12 protein-coding genes are annotated in these 15,015 nt (G+C 69.9%); all 12 read right to left on the bottom strand.

Annotated features, from left to right (window positions below; translation table 11 throughout):
- Positions 1-42: 42 nt before the first annotated feature.
- Positions 43-2,166 (bottom strand): polyribonucleotide nucleotidyltransferase, encoded by a 2,124-nt coding sequence (pnp, locus tag JUB11_RS02290; protein WP_207455827.1) that lies wholly within the window; start codon positions 2,164-2,166, stop codon positions 43-45.
- Between the two features lie 273 nt (positions 2,167-2,439).
- Positions 2,440-2,709 (bottom strand): 30S ribosomal protein S15, encoded by a 270-nt coding sequence (rpsO, locus tag JUB11_RS02285; RefSeq protein ID WP_207455826.1) that lies wholly within the window; start codon positions 2,707-2,709, stop codon positions 2,440-2,442.
- Positions 2,710-2,725: 16 nt separating this feature from the next.
- On the bottom strand, positions 2,726-3,664 hold the full coding sequence (truB, locus tag JUB11_RS02280) for a tRNA pseudouridine(55) synthase TruB (protein ID WP_207455825.1): 939 nt from the start codon (positions 3,662-3,664) through the stop codon (positions 2,726-2,728).
- Positions 3,654-4,271 carry a 30S ribosome-binding factor RbfA gene (rbfA, locus tag JUB11_RS02275; RefSeq protein WP_207455824.1) on the bottom strand — a complete coding sequence of 206 codons (618 nt, stop codon included), beginning with the start codon at positions 4,269-4,271 and terminating at the stop codon, positions 3,654-3,656. The genes truB and rbfA overlap by 11 nt, the downstream gene beginning before the upstream one ends.
- Positions 4,272-4,412: 141 nt before the next feature.
- Positions 4,413-7,178, bottom strand: a complete 2,766-nt coding sequence (gene infB, locus JUB11_RS02270; RefSeq protein ID WP_207455823.1) for a translation initiation factor IF-2 — start codon at positions 7,176-7,178, stop codon at positions 4,413-4,415.
- Positions 7,168-7,881 carry an RNA-binding protein gene (locus tag JUB11_RS02265; protein ID WP_247886784.1) on the bottom strand — a complete coding sequence of 238 codons (714 nt, stop codon included), beginning with the start codon at positions 7,879-7,881 and terminating at the stop codon, positions 7,168-7,170. Before JUB11_RS02265 ends, infB begins: the two co-directional genes overlap by 11 nt.
- 60 nt (positions 7,882-7,941) lie before the next feature.
- A complete protein-coding gene (gene nusA, locus JUB11_RS02260; RefSeq protein WP_207455818.1) occupies positions 7,942-9,489 on the bottom strand; it encodes a transcription termination factor NusA in 1,548 nt (515 codons plus the stop codon).
- 87 nt (positions 9,490-9,576) lie between these two features.
- A complete protein-coding gene (rimP, locus tag JUB11_RS02255) occupies positions 9,577-10,131 on the bottom strand; it encodes a ribosome maturation factor RimP (protein ID WP_207455816.1) in 555 nt (184 codons plus the stop codon).
- A gap of 247 nt (positions 10,132-10,378) precedes the next feature.
- Complete coding sequence (locus JUB11_RS02250; RefSeq protein WP_207455813.1) at positions 10,379-11,164, bottom strand: tRNA (guanine(46)-N(7))-methyltransferase TrmB; 786 nt, start codon at positions 11,162-11,164, stop codon at positions 10,379-10,381.
- A 109-nt stretch (positions 11,165-11,273) separates the two neighbouring features.
- Positions 11,274-12,440, bottom strand: coding sequence for a methionine adenosyltransferase (gene metK / locus JUB11_RS02245; RefSeq protein WP_207455812.1), 1,167 nt, complete (start codon positions 12,438-12,440; stop codon positions 11,274-11,276).
- Between the two features lie 263 nt (positions 12,441-12,703).
- On the bottom strand, positions 12,704-13,198 hold the full coding sequence (locus JUB11_RS02240) for a helix-turn-helix domain-containing protein (protein WP_207455811.1): 495 nt from the start codon (positions 13,196-13,198) through the stop codon (positions 12,704-12,706).
- Positions 13,199-13,308: 110 nt separating this feature from the next.
- Complete coding sequence (lnt, locus tag JUB11_RS02235; protein WP_348771338.1) at positions 13,309-14,880, bottom strand: apolipoprotein N-acyltransferase; 1,572 nt, start codon at positions 14,878-14,880, stop codon at positions 13,309-13,311.
- Positions 14,881-15,015: the final 135 nt, after the last annotated feature.

The following is a 15,015-nucleotide window of genomic DNA, read 5'->3' as shown; positions in this document are numbered from 1 at the left end:
CGCCCCCACGATCCCCTGCAACCATCCTGCCCCGTGGCAGCCTCAGTCGGCGGCCGGGGCGTCCTTCTTGGTCAGGTCCTCGCCGGTGGCCTGGTCGACCTGCTTCATGGACAGCTTGACCTTGCCGCGGTCGTCGAAGCCGATGACCTTGACCTTCACCTCGTCGCCCTGGTTGACCACGTCCGAGGTCTTGGCGACGCGCTGCTGGGCCAGTTCGGAGATGTGGACGAGACCGTCGCGCGAACCCAGGAAGTTCACGAAGGCGCCGAAATCGACGACCTTCACGACCTTGCCGGTGTAGACGACGTTCATCTCCGGCTCGGCGACGATGCCCTTGATCCAGTCGATGGCCTTCTGGGCCGCCACCTGGTCCACGGCCGCCACCTTGACGGTGCCGTCGTCCTCGATGTCGATCTTGGCGCCGGTCTGCTCCACGATCTCGCGGATCACCTTGCCGCCGGAGCCGATCACGTCGCGGATCTTCTCCTTGGGGATGTTGATCACGGTGATGCGCGGCGCGTTGGCGTTGACGCCCTCGCGCGCGCCGGTCAGGGCCTTGGACATCTCGCCCAGGATGTGCAGGCGGCCGTCCTTGGCCTGGCCCAGCGCGATCTTCATGATCTCCTCGGTGATCGAGGTGATCTTGATGTCCATCTGGAGCGCGGTGACGCCCTTCTCGGTGCCGGCTACCTTGAAGTCCATGTCGCCGAGATGGTCCTCGTCGCCGAGGATGTCGGACAGGACCGCGAAGCCGTCGGCCTCCTTGATCAGCCCCATGGCGATGCCGGCCACCGGGCGCTCCAGCGGGGCGCCGGCGTCCATCAGCGACAAGGACGTGCCGCAGACCGTCGCCATCGAGGACGAGCCGTTCGACTCCGTGACTTCCGACACGACGCGCACGGTGTAGGGGAACTGCTCCTTGCTCGGCAGCAGCGGGTGGATGGCGCGCCAGGCCAGCTTCCCGTGGCCGATCTCGCGGCGGCCCGGCGAGCCCATGCGGCCGGCCTCGCCCACCGAGTAGGGCGGGAAGTTGTAGTGCAGCATGAAGCGCTCGCGGTACTCGCCCTCGAGCGCGTCGATGATCTGCTCGTCCTGGCTGGTGCCGAGCGTGGTCACGACCAGCGCCTGGGTCTCGCCGCGGGTGAACAGGGCCGAGCCGTGGGCGCGCGGCAGGATGCCGACCTCCGACACGATCGGGCGCACGGTCTTGGTGTCGCGGCCGTCGATGCGGCGGCCGGTCTTCAGGACCGCGCCGCGCAGGATGTCGCTCTCCAGCTCCTTGAACTCGGTCGAGATGGCGCCCGGCTCGATCTCCTCCGACAGGGCTTCCAGCGCCTTCGCCTTGGCGGCGGCGAGCTTCTCCTGGCGGACCTGCTTCAGCGTCTCGGTGTAGGCGGCCTCGACGTCGGAGCCGACGGTGGCGCGCAGGCGGGCCTTGACGGCGGCGCGGTCGTAGGCCGGCTCCGGCAGGTCCCAGGGGTCCTTGGCGCATTCCTCGGCGAGGTCGATGATCGCCTCGATGACCGGCTGGAAGCCCTTGTGGCCGAACATGACGGCGCCGAGCATGACCTCCTCGGTCAGCTCCTTGGCTTCCGACTCGACCATCAGCACGCCTTCGGTGGTGCCGGCGACGACGAGTTCCAGCGCGGAGTCGCCGATGCGGTCCATCGTCGGGTTCAGCACATACTGGCCGTCAATGTAGCCGACGCGGGCGGCGCCGATGGGGCCGAGGAAGGGGATGCCCGACAGGGTCAGCGCCGCCGAGCTGCCGACCATCGCGACGATGTCCGGGTCATTCTCCAGGTCATGGCTCAGCACCGTGCAGACGACCTGCGTCTCGTTGCGGAAGCCGTCGGCGAAGAGCGGGCGGATCGGACGGTCGATCAGGCGGCTGACCAGCGTCTCCTTCTCCGACGGGCGCCCCTCGCGCTTGAAGAAGCCGCCGGGGATCTTGCCGGCCGCGAAGGCCTTTTCCTGGTAGTTGACGGTCAGCGGGAAGAAGTCCACGCCGGGCTTCGGCGCCTTCGCCCCGACGACCGTGCAGAGCACGGTGGTCTCACCATAGGTGGCCAGCACCGCGCCGTCGGCCTGACGCGCGATCTTGCCGGTCTCCAGCGTCAGCTTGCGCCCGCCCCAATCGATCTCTTTACGGTAAACCTTGAACATCTTTCACTTCCTTCCATCCGGCACCCGGGCCGCCCGGATTGGCGCCACGGGCCGGGATTAGGGGGACCCTCCCCCGGATCCCGCATAACAAAAAGCCAAGCCGCCGGTCCCGGTCATCCGGGCCGGCGGCTTGGCGGGAGCGTAACGACGAGAACAGAAAAACGCCCCGATCGGCGCGCTCTTCCCTGTGGCGCGGTGAAGCGCGGGGGAAAGGCGGCTGATCGGGGCGTTCTTCCTGTCACTGAAGCTCGGAGGCCTTGAGGCTTCGAGGGATCAGCGGCGCAGGCCCAGGCGCTCGATGAGCGTGGCGTAGCGGCCCTGGTCCTTCTTCTTCAGATAGTCCAGCAGGCTGCGGCGCTGACCGACCATCACGAGGAGACCACGGCGGGAGTGGAAGTCCTTCTTGTGGCCCTGCAGGTGCTCGGTGAGGTTGCGGATGCGCTCCGACAGGATGGCAACCTGGACCTCGGGCGAACCGGTGTCCGCCTCGGCGCGGGCGTATTCCTTGATCAGCTCTTGCTTGCGCTCAGCCGTGATCGACATCGGGGTCTCCTAAGTTTCAAAGGTTGAGTACGCGCACCGGACGGACCTCCGCCCCCTCCACGCGGGCCAGCGCCACCGGCTTGCCGGCGAAAAGCGCAATGACGGCGCCATCCGCGCCCGCGGAAGCCTGGAGCGCCGCGAGGCGTTCCTGGTCTTGGCGGGTGAGGAGTGCCACCGTCTGGCCGTGTTTCAGTCGGTGCGCTTCGGCTTCCGTAAGGGCCAGCGCCGGGATGTCGTCCAGCGCGGTCTCGATCGGAAGCAGAAGTCTTTCGACGGCGGCACCCTGCTCCATCGCGGCCAGATCGTCCAGGGAAATCGACCGTTCCAGCGTGAATCCGCCGACGCGGAGCCTGCGAAGAAGGGTTACGTGGCCGACCGTGCCGAGTTTCCGGGCGAGATCGCGGGCGAGCGAGCGGATGTAGGTGCCCTTGCCGCAATCGACCTCGAAGGTCGCGCTGTCGGCGTCCGGCTCCCCCGCCAGCTCGAAGCGGTCGATGCGCACGCGCCGCGCCGCCAACTCCACCGTCTCCCCGCCGCGCGCCATGTCGTAGGCGCGCTCGCCGTCCACCTTGATGGCGCTGAACTGCGGCGGGACCTGGTCGATCTCGCCCAGGAAGTCCGGCAGGGCGGCGCGGATGGCGGCGGCGTCCGGACGCACGCCGGAACGCTCCACCACCGGCCCCTCGCGGTCGTCCGTGGTGGTCCGCTCGCCCCAGCGCACGGTGAACAGGTAGGTCTTGCGGCCGTCCATGGCGTAGGAGACGGTCTTGGTCGCCTCGCCCAGCGCTATGGGCAGGACGCCGCTCGCCAGCGGGTCGAGCGTGCCGCCATGGCCGCCCTTCTCCGCGTTCAGCAGCCAGCGCACCTTGGCGAGCGCCTGTGTGGAGGTGACGCCCTCCGGCTTGTCGAGCACCAGCCAGCCATGGACCGGCTGGCCCTTCCGCTTACGCGCCACGGCGGCCATCCCGGCCGGTGCCGTCCTCGTCCGCCTCCTCCCCGTCGAGGTCGCCGTCCTCGCCGAGGTCGCCGTCCTCGCCGAGGTCGTCGTCCTCATCGTCCTCGTGGTCGTCATCGGCGCCGTTGACGCGGACGGTGGAGGCCTCGTCCTCGTCCCAGCCGTCCTCCTCGTCCTCATCCTCCTCGGGGAGGCGGTAGCGTCCCTCGTGGCTCAGGTCGCGGGCGACCTCCGGGCTGTGCAGGATGTTGTCGATGTGGCTGGCATAGTCGAAGGACGTGTCGCCCTCGAAGCTCAGCGTCGGGACGCTGCGCAGGTTCCTCATGGCACGGGCGATCTGGCCGCGCAGGAAGGGCGCCGCGCGGCGCAGCGCGGTCAGAGCCTCGCCCATGTTGCCGCCGCCGAGCGGGGTGACGAAGACGGTCGCGTTGCGCAGGTCCGGGCTGATCCGCACCTCGGTCACGGTGACGTTGAGGTTCAGGAGATCCGGGTCGTGGAAGTCGCCGCGCTGGAAGAGGGCGGCCAGGGTGTGGCGCAGCTCCTCGCCGACGCGCAGTTGCCGCTGGGACGGGGCCCGGCCGGCTTCGTGGTTGCTTTTCTTACGCATCTGTCGATCCCGAAATGGGCCGAAAACGGCACGAGAGGGAATTGCTCCCTCTCGTGTCAAGGGCAAGGGGCGCCGGAGAAGGTCTCCGGCGCCCCCCGCGGTCGCTGACGTGCGGCCTGCCGAGTGGATCGGGCGGCGGGCTTACAGCTCGCGCGCCACCTCCTCGATCTCGAAGGCCTCGATGACGTCGTTCGGCTGGATGTTGTCGTAGTTCTCGAAGGCCATGCCGCACTCGTAACCCTCGCGGACCTCGCGGACTTCGTCCTTGAAGCGCTTGAGCGTCTTGAGCGTGCCCTCGTGGATGACGACGTTGTCGCGCAGCAGGCGCACGCCGGCGCCACGCTTGACGGTGCCCTGCGTGACCATGCAGCCGGCGACCTTGCCGACCTTGGTGATGTTGAACACCTCGCGGATCGTGGCGTAGCCGATGAAGCGCTCGCGCAGCGTCGGGGCCAGCAGTCCGGTCAGGGCCGCCCGCACGTCGTCGATCACGTTGTAGATGATCGAATAGTAGCGGATGTCCACGCCGTCGCGCTTGGCGAGATCGCGGGCCTGCGGGTTGGCGCGGACGTTGAAGCCGATCACCCAGGCGCTGGACGCGTTGGCCAGCGTGATGTCCGACTCGTTGATGGCGCCGACCGAGGCGTGCAGGATGCGGACCTTGACCTCGGTGTTGCCGCTGGTGAGCTTCTCCAGCGCACCCGAGATGGCCTCGATCGAGCCCTGCACGTCGCCCTTGATGACGACCGGCAGTTCCTTGATCTCGCCCGCCTGGATGCGGCTGAACATGTCCTCCAGCGTCGTGCCGCGGGCGGTCGCCGCGTTCGCCACGTCGCGCTTCTTGCGGGCGCGGAACTCGGCGATCTCGCGGGCACGGGCCTCGGTCTCGACCACGGTGAAGTCGTCGCCGGCGAGCGGCGTGCCGTTCAGGCCCAGCACCTCCACCGGGACGGCGGGGCCGGCCTCGGTGACGTTCTGGCCGCGGTCGTTGATCAGCGCGCGGACGCGGCCCCATTCGGACCCGGTGACGAACACGTCGCCGACCTTCAGCGTGCCGCGCTGGACCAGCACGGTGGCGACCGAACCGCGGCCGCGCTCCAGCTTGGCCTCGACCACGACGCCCTCGGCGGCGCGGTTGGCGTTGGCGCGCAGCTCCAGGATCTCGGCCTGGAGGATGATCGCCTCCTCCAGCCGGTCCAGGTTCAGCTTGGACTTGGCCGAGATCTCGACGTCGAGCACGTCGCCGCCCAGGCTTTCCACCACCAGCTCGTGCTGGAGCAGCTCCTGGCGGACGCGGTCCGGCTTGGCGTCGGGCAGGTCCATCTTGTTGATGGCGACGATGATCGGAACCTTCGCGGCCTTGGCGTGATGGATCGCCTCGATCGTCTGCGGCATGACGCCGTCGTTGGCGGCCACGACCAGCACGACCACGTCGGTCACGTTGGCGCCGCGGGCGCGCATCTCGGTGAAGGCGGCGTGGCCCGGCGTGTCGATGAAGGTGATCTTCGCACCGGACTCCAGCGTCACCTGATAGGCACCGATGTGCTGGGTGATGCCGCCGGCCTCGCGGCTGACCACGTCGGTCTGGCGCAGGGCGTCCAGCAGCGAGGTCTTGCCGTGGTCGACGTGGCCCATGATCGTGACGATCGGGGCGCGCGGCACGCGGTTCTCGTCGGTGTCCTCCTCGCCCCGCATGCCGATCTCGACGTCGGCCTCCGAGACTCGGCGCACGCGGTGGCCGAACTCGCTGATGAGCAGCTCCGCCGTGTCGGCGTCGATGGTCTGGTTGATCGTCGCCATCACGCCCATGCGCATCAGGCTCTTGATCACGTCGGCGCCGCGTTCCGCCATGCGGTTCGCCAGCTCCTGGACGGTGATGACCTCGGGCAGAATGACGTCGCGGGTCACCTTCTGCGTCTCCTGCATGCTCATCTGACGCAGGCGCTCGCGCTCACGGGCACGGCGGACGGCGGCCAGCGAGCGGGTGCGCTCGCCGCCCTCGTCGCTGAGCGCCTGGGAGACGGTCATCTTGCCGCCCTTGCGGCGGTCGCCGCCGGGCGCACCGCCCGGGCTCTTGCGGGCGGCCGGAGCCTTGGCGGCCACCTTGCCGGGCTTGCCGCGACCGCGGCCGTCGTCCTCGTCCTCGACGGCGGGACGGGCGGCACCGCCCACGGCCGGGCGGGCCGACGGCGCTTCCGTCGCCGGGGTGGCGGCGGCCGGGCGGGCACCCGCCGGGCCGCGGGCGCCGGCACCAGCGCCGGCCGGACCACGGGCGCCGTCGCGGCGCGCCGGCTCGTCGGTGCGGCGGCGGGCCTCCTCGGCCTCCTTGCGCTTGGCTTCCTCTTCCTTGCGGCGGCGCTCGGCCTCCTCGGCCTGGGCGCGCTCGGCTTCCTGGATGCCGCGCAGCTCGGCCAGCTCGCGCTGGCGGAGCGTCTCGGCGTCGAGGACTTCCGGAACCTCCTCGACCGCGGGTTCGGCGGCCGCTGCTTCGGCGGCGGCGGCGGCCGACGCCTGGCGCTCGGCCTCGCGTTCGGCTTCCAGCGCGCGGCGCTGCTCGGCGTCGGTCGCGGCCTGCTGAAGGGCACGGATGCGCGCGTCGCGCTCCTCCGTCGTCAGCTGGCGCACGCCGGAGCCGGCGTTGCCGCGGGCACGCTGGCCCGGACCGCCGCGGACGGGCAGCCCCTGGGCCGCCTGGCGCGCTGCGGCGCCACCGTCGGCGACGCCCGGAAGGGCGCCCTTCTCGATGGTGCGCTTGCGTTTCACCTCGACGGTCACGGGCTTGGAGCGCCCATGGGAGAAGCTCTGCCGAACCTGGGTCTCGACCGGCTTCTTCAACTCCAACTTACCCTTGCCGGGGCCGGAGAGGTGCAAGACTTTCTTCTGGTCCTGGTCGTTGCTATCGGTCATCGGTACCCAAATCGTCAGACGTTATTTCCTGGCCGGCCGGCGGCGCGCCGGCGGCGAATTCCTGCAGCCCTTTGAGACGCGCCACGTCGCGGGCCAGCCCATCGGCCAGCCGCCCGCGGGCGATCACAACGTGGACCGCGTGCTCTCGGCCCATCGCGGCCGCAATCGCGGCCGAGTCGAAGAGGTCGACCACGGGCAGGCGGGGCGCAAGCGCCCGGATCTTGCCGCGCTGGTCGGGAGAGCCGTCGCGGGCCTCCAGCAGCAACGCCGGCGCGCCCGCCCGGGCGACCTGATTGTGTTTGAGTGCTTCACGCACCTTGTCGTAACCGGCGAGCGCCTGGCCGGCGCGCCGGGCGAGGCCCAGCGCGTCGAGGCAGCGGCGCTCCAGCAGCCCGGCGATGCGCCCGGCGAAGTCCGGCGGGACGCGCACCGCGCGGCGGGCGGCCTTCGAGAAGAGATTCTTCGACACGGCCTTGGCGAGCGCCTGCCGGTCGGCGGAGATCCACAAGCCACGGCCGGGGAGCCGCTCCTCCAGATCGGGCACGACCTCGCCGTCCGGCGCGATCCCGAAACGGATCATGCCGTCCTTCGGCTGCACGGCCCCCGTGGCGATGCAGCGGCGCAGCGGACCCTTTTCGTCGTCCGCCGGCACCCCCACCCCGCCGGGGACCTGCCCGGCCTCATCCCCGATCGCGTCGTTCAACCCCGTCATGCGTTCCGTAGCAACCTCCGCTCAAACCCGTCTCTGGCCGCCTACACCGGCTCAACCCTGGGCCGGCTGGCCGCCGGCCTCCGGCTGACCCGCCGCGGGAACGGCGCCTTCCCCGTTGCCCTCGCCGTCGAACCAGTGGGCGCGAGCGGCCATGATCAGCTCATTGGCCTCCTCCTCGGTCAGCGCGTCGCCGCCGAGGATCTCGCGCAGCTCGTCGCCGGCGAGGTCGCCCAGGTCGTCCAGCGTCTTCACGCCGTTCTCGCCCAGCTTGACGAGCTGGGTCGGGGTGAAGTTTCCGAGTTCCGCCACCGCGTCGTCGACGCCGAGCGCCTGGCGCCGCTCGTTCATGCGGCCGTCCAGCTCCTCGAGGTAGTTCAGGGCGCGCTGCTTCAGCTCGTCCGCGACGTCCTCGTCGAAGCCCTCGATCTCCGCCAGCTCCTCGGTCTCCACGAAGGCGATCTCCTCGACCGTCGTGAAGCCCTCGGCCACCAGGAGATGGGCGATGACGTCGTCGACGTCCAGCGCGTCGATGAAGAGTTGCGAGCGGGTGCGGATCTCGTCCGACCGGCGGTCCGATTCCTCGGCCTCGGTCATGATGTCGATGTCCCAGCCGGTGAGCTGGGTGGCGAGCCGCACGTTCTGGCCGCGCCGGCCGATGGCCAGCGAGAGCTGGTCATCGGGGACCACGACCTCGATGCGGTTGTTCTCCTCGTCCAGCACGACCTTGGCCACCTCGGCCGGGGCCAGCGCGTTGACGACGAAGGTCGCGGTGTCCTGCGACCAGGGAATGATGTCGATCTTCTCGCCCTGCAGCTCGCCGACGACCGCCTGGACGCGGCTGCCGCGCATGCCGACGCAGGCGCCGACCGGGTCGATGGAGCTGTCGTTGCTGATCACGGCGATCTTGGCGCGGCTGCCCGGGTCGCGGGCCACGGCCTTGATCTCGATGATGCCGTCGTAGATCTCCGGCACTTCCTGGGCGAAGAGCTTCGCCATGAAGAGCGGATGGGTGCGCGACAGGAAGATCTGCGGGCCGCGCGCTTCCTCGCGCACGTCGTAGATGTAGGCGCGCACGCGGTCGCCGTTCTTGAAATGCTCGCGCGGCAGAAGCTCGTCGCGGCGCAGCGTCGCCTCGGCGCGGCCGAGATCGACCGTGACGTTGCCGTACTCGACGCGCTTGACGAGGCCGTTGACGATCTCGCCGATGCGGTCCTTGTACTCGTTGAACTGGCGCTTGCGCTCGGCGTCGCGGACCTTCTGGACGATGACCTGCTTGGCGGTCTGGGCGGCGATGCGGCCGAAGTCGATCGGCGGCAGCGGGTCGATCAGGAAATCGCCCACCTTCGCGTCCGTCTTGCGGCGCTTCGCGTAGTCCAGCGTGACCTGGGTCGCCTCGTTCTCCACCGCCTCGACCACTTCCAGGAAGCGGGAGAGGTGGATGTCGCCGGTCTTGCGGTCGATGCGCGCGCGGATGTCGTGCTCGTGGCCGTACTTGGAGCGGCCGGCCTTCTGAATGGCCTGCTCCATCGCCTCCAGGACCTCGTCCCGGTCGATGTTCTTTTCGCGGGCGACCGCGTCAGCGACTTGCAGGAGTTCCATCCGTCACACTTCCTGAACTGGCGTTGTCTGGCAGTTGTCTTTTTTTGGGGGCGCCGATGGCGCCGCGCCCGTCTCGCGGTCCGCCGCTCAGTGCGGGCCGGGTGCCGTGCCGGGCTGCTCCGGGTCCGCCTCGTCCGCGCCGTCGTCCCCGGCCGGGCCGGCCGGCGCCATGCTGGCGCGGATCAGCTCGTCGGTCAGGACCAGCTTGGCCCGGTGAATGTCGTCGAACGGCAGCCGGGCGGGTCCCTGCTCGGTGTCGAGCACCACCTGCCCGTCCTCGACGCCCTTCAGCAGCCCCTTGAAGCGCTTGCGGTTGTCGACGGCGATGCGGGTTTCCAGCTTCGCCTCGAAACCGGCGAAGCGCTCGTAATCCTTGAGGCGGGTCAGGGGCCGGTCGATGCCGGGCGAGCTGACCTCCAGCGTGTAGGCTTCCTTGATCGGATCCTCGACGTCGAGGAGGGCGGAGATGGTGCGGCTGAGATCGGCGCAATCCTCCACCGTCATCGGCGCTCCGTCGGTGCGTTCCGCCATGACCTGGAGGCTCGCCCGCTGGCCACCGGACAGCTGCACACGCACGACCTCGTAGCCCATGGCCTCGACCGACGGCGTGATGATCTGCTCGATACGACCTGTTGCGTCCATTCCACCTGACCTGACCCTCGGCGCGGCGTTCCATTCCGGAGCCACGCCTTCGGGGATTCCACACGCTGATAAAAAAAATAGTGGGCCAAGGCCCACCCGCAAAGCGTCCCGCCGGCCCGGTTTCCCGAGCCGCCGATCCGTATGGGTTCACTGAGCGTGAATATAGCCATTCCGGGACGGGTCGCAAGCCTTTTCCCACCGCGCCGGGCAGACCTGCACGCGCGCGCTGGTCCCTGCCCCGGCGCCTTCAGCCGGCCGCGGCCTGCCCCGCCCGCGCCTTGCGCAGGAAGCGCAGGAAGACCGGCTTGCGCCCGGCGGCGATGGCCTTCTCCTCGTAGCGGGTCGGCGGCCAGTCGGCGGGGCGCTCGCGCCAGTCCGCCGGGCCGCGCGCGGTCCATTCGAAATCGGGATGCTTGACCGTGTGCTCCAGCATCCAGCGCACCAGCCCCATGTCGTCGCTGGCGAGCCGCAGCTCCGCCCCGTCCTTCAGAACGCGCGACAGGCGCGCGAGGTTGGCGGGGCCGATGAAGCGGCGCTCCCAGTGGCGCTTCTTCGGCCAGGGGTCGGCGAAGAGCACGAAAGCCCGGCCGATGGAGGCGTCGGGAAGGGCGTCCAGCAGCGGGCGCGCGTCGTCGGGCAGGACGCGGACGGTGTCCGCCACGCCCGCATCCTCGATCAGCGCCATCAGCGCGGCCACCCCGTTGAGGAAGGGCTCGGCGCCGATCAGCCCGACCGTCGGATTGTGCTGAGCCTGCCAGGCCAGGTGATGGCCGCTGCCGAACCCGACCTCCAGCCAGACATCCTCCACCGGGCGGGCGAACAGGCCGGCCGGCTCGATCCGGCTCCCCTCCTCGGGCGGCGCGATCTGGAGCGTCGGCAGCAACGTGTCGAGCAGCCCGCTCTTGCGCTTGCGCAGGGGGCGGCCCTTGCGGCGGCCGAACAGACGCTTGGCGGGATCCGGGAACTGGTCGGCGGAAGGGGCGTCGGCAGGATCGGCGTTCGGGTCGGCGGGATCGGTCTGGGGGTCGGTCATGACGGGCAACACGGGAGCAGGGTGCTGGGGTTTCCCGCAAGCGGGACCCCGAAAACGAACGCAGGGGCCATGAGGCCCCTGCGCGGCGGTCATCGGTGCGGAAGCCGGCTCAGAAGGCGGCGCGCAGCTGGTCCACCAGATCGGTGCGCTCCCAGGAGAAGCCGCCGTCGGCGTCCGGCTCGCGGCCGAAATGGCCGTAGGCGGCGGTGCGGGCGTAGATCGGCCGATTCAGCCCGAGATGCGTGCGGATGCCGCGCGGGCTGAGGTCGACCAGCTGCTGGAGGACGACCGACAGACGGTCCTCGTCGACCGTGCCGGTGCCGTAGGTGTCCACATAGACCGACAGCGGCTTGGACACGCCGATGGCGTAGGAGACCTGGATCGTGCAGCGGTCGGCCAGCCCGGCCGCCACCACGTTCTTGGCGAGGTAGCGCGCGGCGTAGGCGGCCGAGCGGTCCACCTTGGTCGGGTCCTTGCCCGAGAAGGCGCCGCCGCCGTGCGGGGCCGCCCCGCCGTAGGTGTCCACGATGATCTTGCGCCCGGTCAGGCCGGCGTCGCCGTCCGGGCCGCCGATCACGAAGCGGCCGGTCGGGTTGACGTAGAAGCTGTCCTCGCCGCACATCCAGCCTTCCGGCAGGATCTTCAGGATGTGCGGGCGCACCAGCTCGCGCACCTCCTCCTGCGACACGCCCTCGGCGTGCTGGGTGGAGACCACCACGGCGGTGGCGCGGACCGGCTTGCCGTTCTCGTACTGGAGGGTCACCTGGCTCTTGGCGTCGGGGCCGAGCCAGGGAGCCGCACCGGAGTGGCGCGCGTCGGCCAGCGACTTCAGGATGGCGTGGCTGTAGTGGATCGGGGCCGGCATCAGGGCCGGCGTCTCGCGGCAGGCGTAGCCGAACATGATGCCCTGGTCGCCGGCGCCCTCGTCCTTGTTGCCGGCGGCGTCCACGCCGACGGCGATGTCGGCCGACTGGGAGTGGACGAAGCACTTCACGTCCATGTTCTTCCAGTGGAAGCCGTCCTGCTCGTAGCCGATGCCCCTCACCGCCTCGCGCGCCACCTCGACCAGCCGGTCGGCGGTGATGGAGGCCGGGCCGCGCACCTCGCCGGCCAGAACCACCTGGTTGGTCGTGGCCATCGTCTCGACCGCGACGCGGGCGTAGGGATCCTGGGACAGGTACAGGTCGACGATGGCATCGGAAATGCGGTCGCAGACCTTGTCCGGATGACCTTCGGACACGGATTCGCTGGTGAAAACGTAATTGAGCTTAGCCACGGCTACCTCGGCTTTCTGAGAGGTGTGTTCTGCGTCATGAAGGCGTGATCGGTGCCCCTGTGACGGATAGCCGACCGGGGGTGGTATTAGACAATCACGTGATTGTGGGTCAAGCGTTCAACCACCTCGCTCGACGAAATGCCCCGGATAAGGCAAGGGACGGGAGCGCGGCCCTTCGGTCGCATTCCCGCCCCCACAAGAGCGTGGGACGGCCGTTTCCGGCCGCCCGCCACCAGTATTCGGCGGCCCTTGGTCGGCGTCCCTTACTCGGCGGCTTCGAGCACGCCGGCGTTGGCGACGGCCTTGGTCAGCTCGAACAGGCGCTTGCGAACGGACGGGTCGTTGATGCGGTAGTAGGCGCGCACCAGCTCCAGCGTCTCGCGCTTGGCCATGGGGTCGGGCTCGTAGCCGCCCGCCTTCTCCTCGGTCGCGGGCGCGTCGTCGTCGTCCACCGGCGCGTTGGCGGCGTCGGCCGGCATGTCGTCGAAGAAGAAGGACACCGGCACGTCGAGCACGCGGCTGAGGTCGAACAGGCGAGAGGCGCCGATGCGGTTTGCGCCGCGCTCGTACTTCTGCACCTGCTGGAAAGTCAGGCCGATGGCCTCGCCGAGCTTTTCCTGGCTCATGCCCAGGAGGGTGCGGCGCAGCCGGACGCGCGAGCCGACATGGACGTCGATCGGGTTCGGCTTGCCGGTCTTGGGGCGGCCGGCGGAAGCGCGACGGCCCCGCGGCGCTGCTGCTGCTGTCGTTGCTGGCATGGTTTTTTTCCTTTAGAGTTATGCAACCTTTTTACGGCATATCCGTGTATGCAGTCAAGGGCTGCATCGCTCCACGTGTGGCTGAGGGTTGTGAAAAAGTTTGGGTTGAGTCAGCCCCGTTGTCGAGCAACGAGTCCCAGTCCTAAAACACTAATTAGCATTAACCCGAACAACCAGTCACCAGCCCAGCCATAGAGGGTGGGGTCGGAGATGGGCTTCGGCAAGGGGGCATCCACGAATCCCCGCTCGCCGAGTCCGAGCAGGGCGGTGATGCGGCCATGCGCGTCGACCACGCCGGAGATCCCGCTGTTGGCGACGCGCACCAGCGGCAATCCCTCTTCCACCGCGCGCACGCGGGCGATGGCGAAATGCTGGTGCGGGCCGGCGGAGCGGCCGTACCAGGCGTCGTTCGTCAGGTTCAGCAGCCAGTTCGGCCGGTCCGCCGCGTCGGTCACCGCGCCGGGGAAGATGACCTCGTAGCAGATCAGAGGGCTGACCGGCGGCAGGCCCTTGAGCGGCAGCGTCACCGGGCCGCCGCCGGCCGAGAATTCGGCACCGTTGCCGGCGATGGCCCCGACCGGAACCCAGCGCCGCAAGGGCATGTATTCCCCGAAGGGCACGAGGTGGAACTTGTCGAAACGCGCCGTCACCGCTCCGGACCCGTCCACCGCCAGAAGGCTGTTGTAGTAGCGCCGGTCGCCGTCCGGGCCGAGCCCGGCGCGCGGCGCGCCGGTCACGACCAGCCCGCCCGGCGGCGTCACCGCGCCGAGCGCCTGGCGCACCTGGGCGTCCTGCTCCAGGAACAGGGGCACGGCGGTTTCCGCCCAGATGACGTGGGTCACCGGCTCGGCCGAGGGCGCCGCCGACAGGGCGAGCTGGGCCTGGATGTTGCGGTCGCGCTCCGCCGGGTCCCATTTCAGGGACTGTTCGATGGCCGGCTGGACCAGCCGCAGCCGCACCTCCGGCACGGTGCCGAGGCCCGGGCCGGCGAGCCGCGCCTCGCCCCACCCCCAGAAACCGGCGAAGAGCAGCAGCCCCGCCGCCAGCGCCGCACCGGCCCGGCGCGCGTCGGTGTCGGCGAAGGCCGCGGGCAGAGCCGCGACGAGCACGGTCAGCAGGCTCAGCCCATAGATCCCGAAGATCGAGACGGACTGGAGCACCGGCAGCACCCCGACCCAGCCGTAGCCCATGAGGTTCCAGGGGAAGCCGGTGAAGAGATAGCCGCGCAGCCACTCGAAGGCCGCCCAGGCCACGGCGAACAGCAGCGGACGCGCGAGGCCGGACGCGCGCAGCCGCCACAGCACCAGCGCCGTAAGCCCGGCATAGACCGACAGCACCACCGGCAGCCCCGCCGCCGAGAGCGGCAGCGCCCACCAGAAACGTTCAATGTCCGTGAAGAGCGCGAAGCTGATCCAGTAGAGCCCCAGCAGATGGTGCCCAAAGCCGAAGACCCAGCCGACGGCGAAGGCCTGGCGCCCCGTCCGCGCCCCGTCCAGGAGCCAGAGCAGCCCCGGAAAGGCCAGCAGCAGAACCGGCACGGCGTTGGCCGGCGGCAGGGCGAAGGCGGAAAGCCCGCCCAGCAGGAAGGCGGCGGCCAGACGGCGCCAGCCGGCCAGGGCGGCCATGCCGCGCGCGAGGCGCGCCGGCGCCCCCTCTTCGGTCAGAACATCGGTGGCGTGCACGGGCGGCTCTTCGCAGGGGACGGGGCAGGATCAAGCAGCTGATACGGAGTCGCAGATGGCCATGGGGCGGCGCGGATTCCACCCGCCTGGATGGAGAGTCGCCGCCCAAATGGCCATGCGGAAAATGCGCCCGCC

The organism is Azospirillum sp. SYSU D00513, from assembly GCF_017356015.1.
Taxonomy (GTDB): domain Bacteria; phylum Pseudomonadota; class Alphaproteobacteria; order Azospirillales; family Azospirillaceae; genus Azospirillum.
This window is presented reverse-complemented; position numbering and strand designations above follow the sequence as displayed.

What these genes read in the sequence shown, in the direction of transcription:
- pnp (WP_207455827.1), bottom strand. Translation starts at nt 2,166, where the DNA reads ATGTTCAAGGTTTACCGTAAAGAGATCGATTGGGGCGGGCGCAAGCTG.
- rpsO (WP_207455826.1), bottom strand. Translation starts at nt 2,709, where the DNA reads ATGTCGATCACGGCTGAGCGCAAGCAAGAGCTGATCAAGGAATACGCC.
- rbfA (WP_207455824.1), bottom strand. Translation starts at nt 4,271, where the DNA reads ATGCGTAAGAAAAGCAACCACGAAGCCGGCCGGGCCCCGTCCCAGCGG.
- infB (WP_207455823.1), bottom strand. Translation starts at nt 7,178, where the DNA reads ATGACCGATAGCAACGACCAGGACCAGAAGAAAGTCTTGCACCTCTCC.
- nusA (WP_207455818.1), bottom strand. Translation starts at nt 9,489, where the DNA reads ATGGAACTCCTGCAAGTCGCTGACGCGGTCGCCCGCGAAAAGAACATC.
- rimP (WP_207455816.1), bottom strand. Translation starts at nt 10,131, where the DNA reads ATGGACGCAACAGGTCGTATCGAGCAGATCATCACGCCGTCGGTCGAG.
- JUB11_RS02250 (WP_207455813.1), bottom strand. Translation starts at nt 11,164, where the DNA reads ATGACCGACCCCCAGACCGATCCCGCCGACCCGAACGCCGATCCTGCC.
- JUB11_RS02240 (WP_207455811.1), bottom strand. Translation starts at nt 13,198, where the DNA reads ATGCCAGCAACGACAGCAGCAGCAGCGCCGCGGGGCCGTCGCGCTTCC.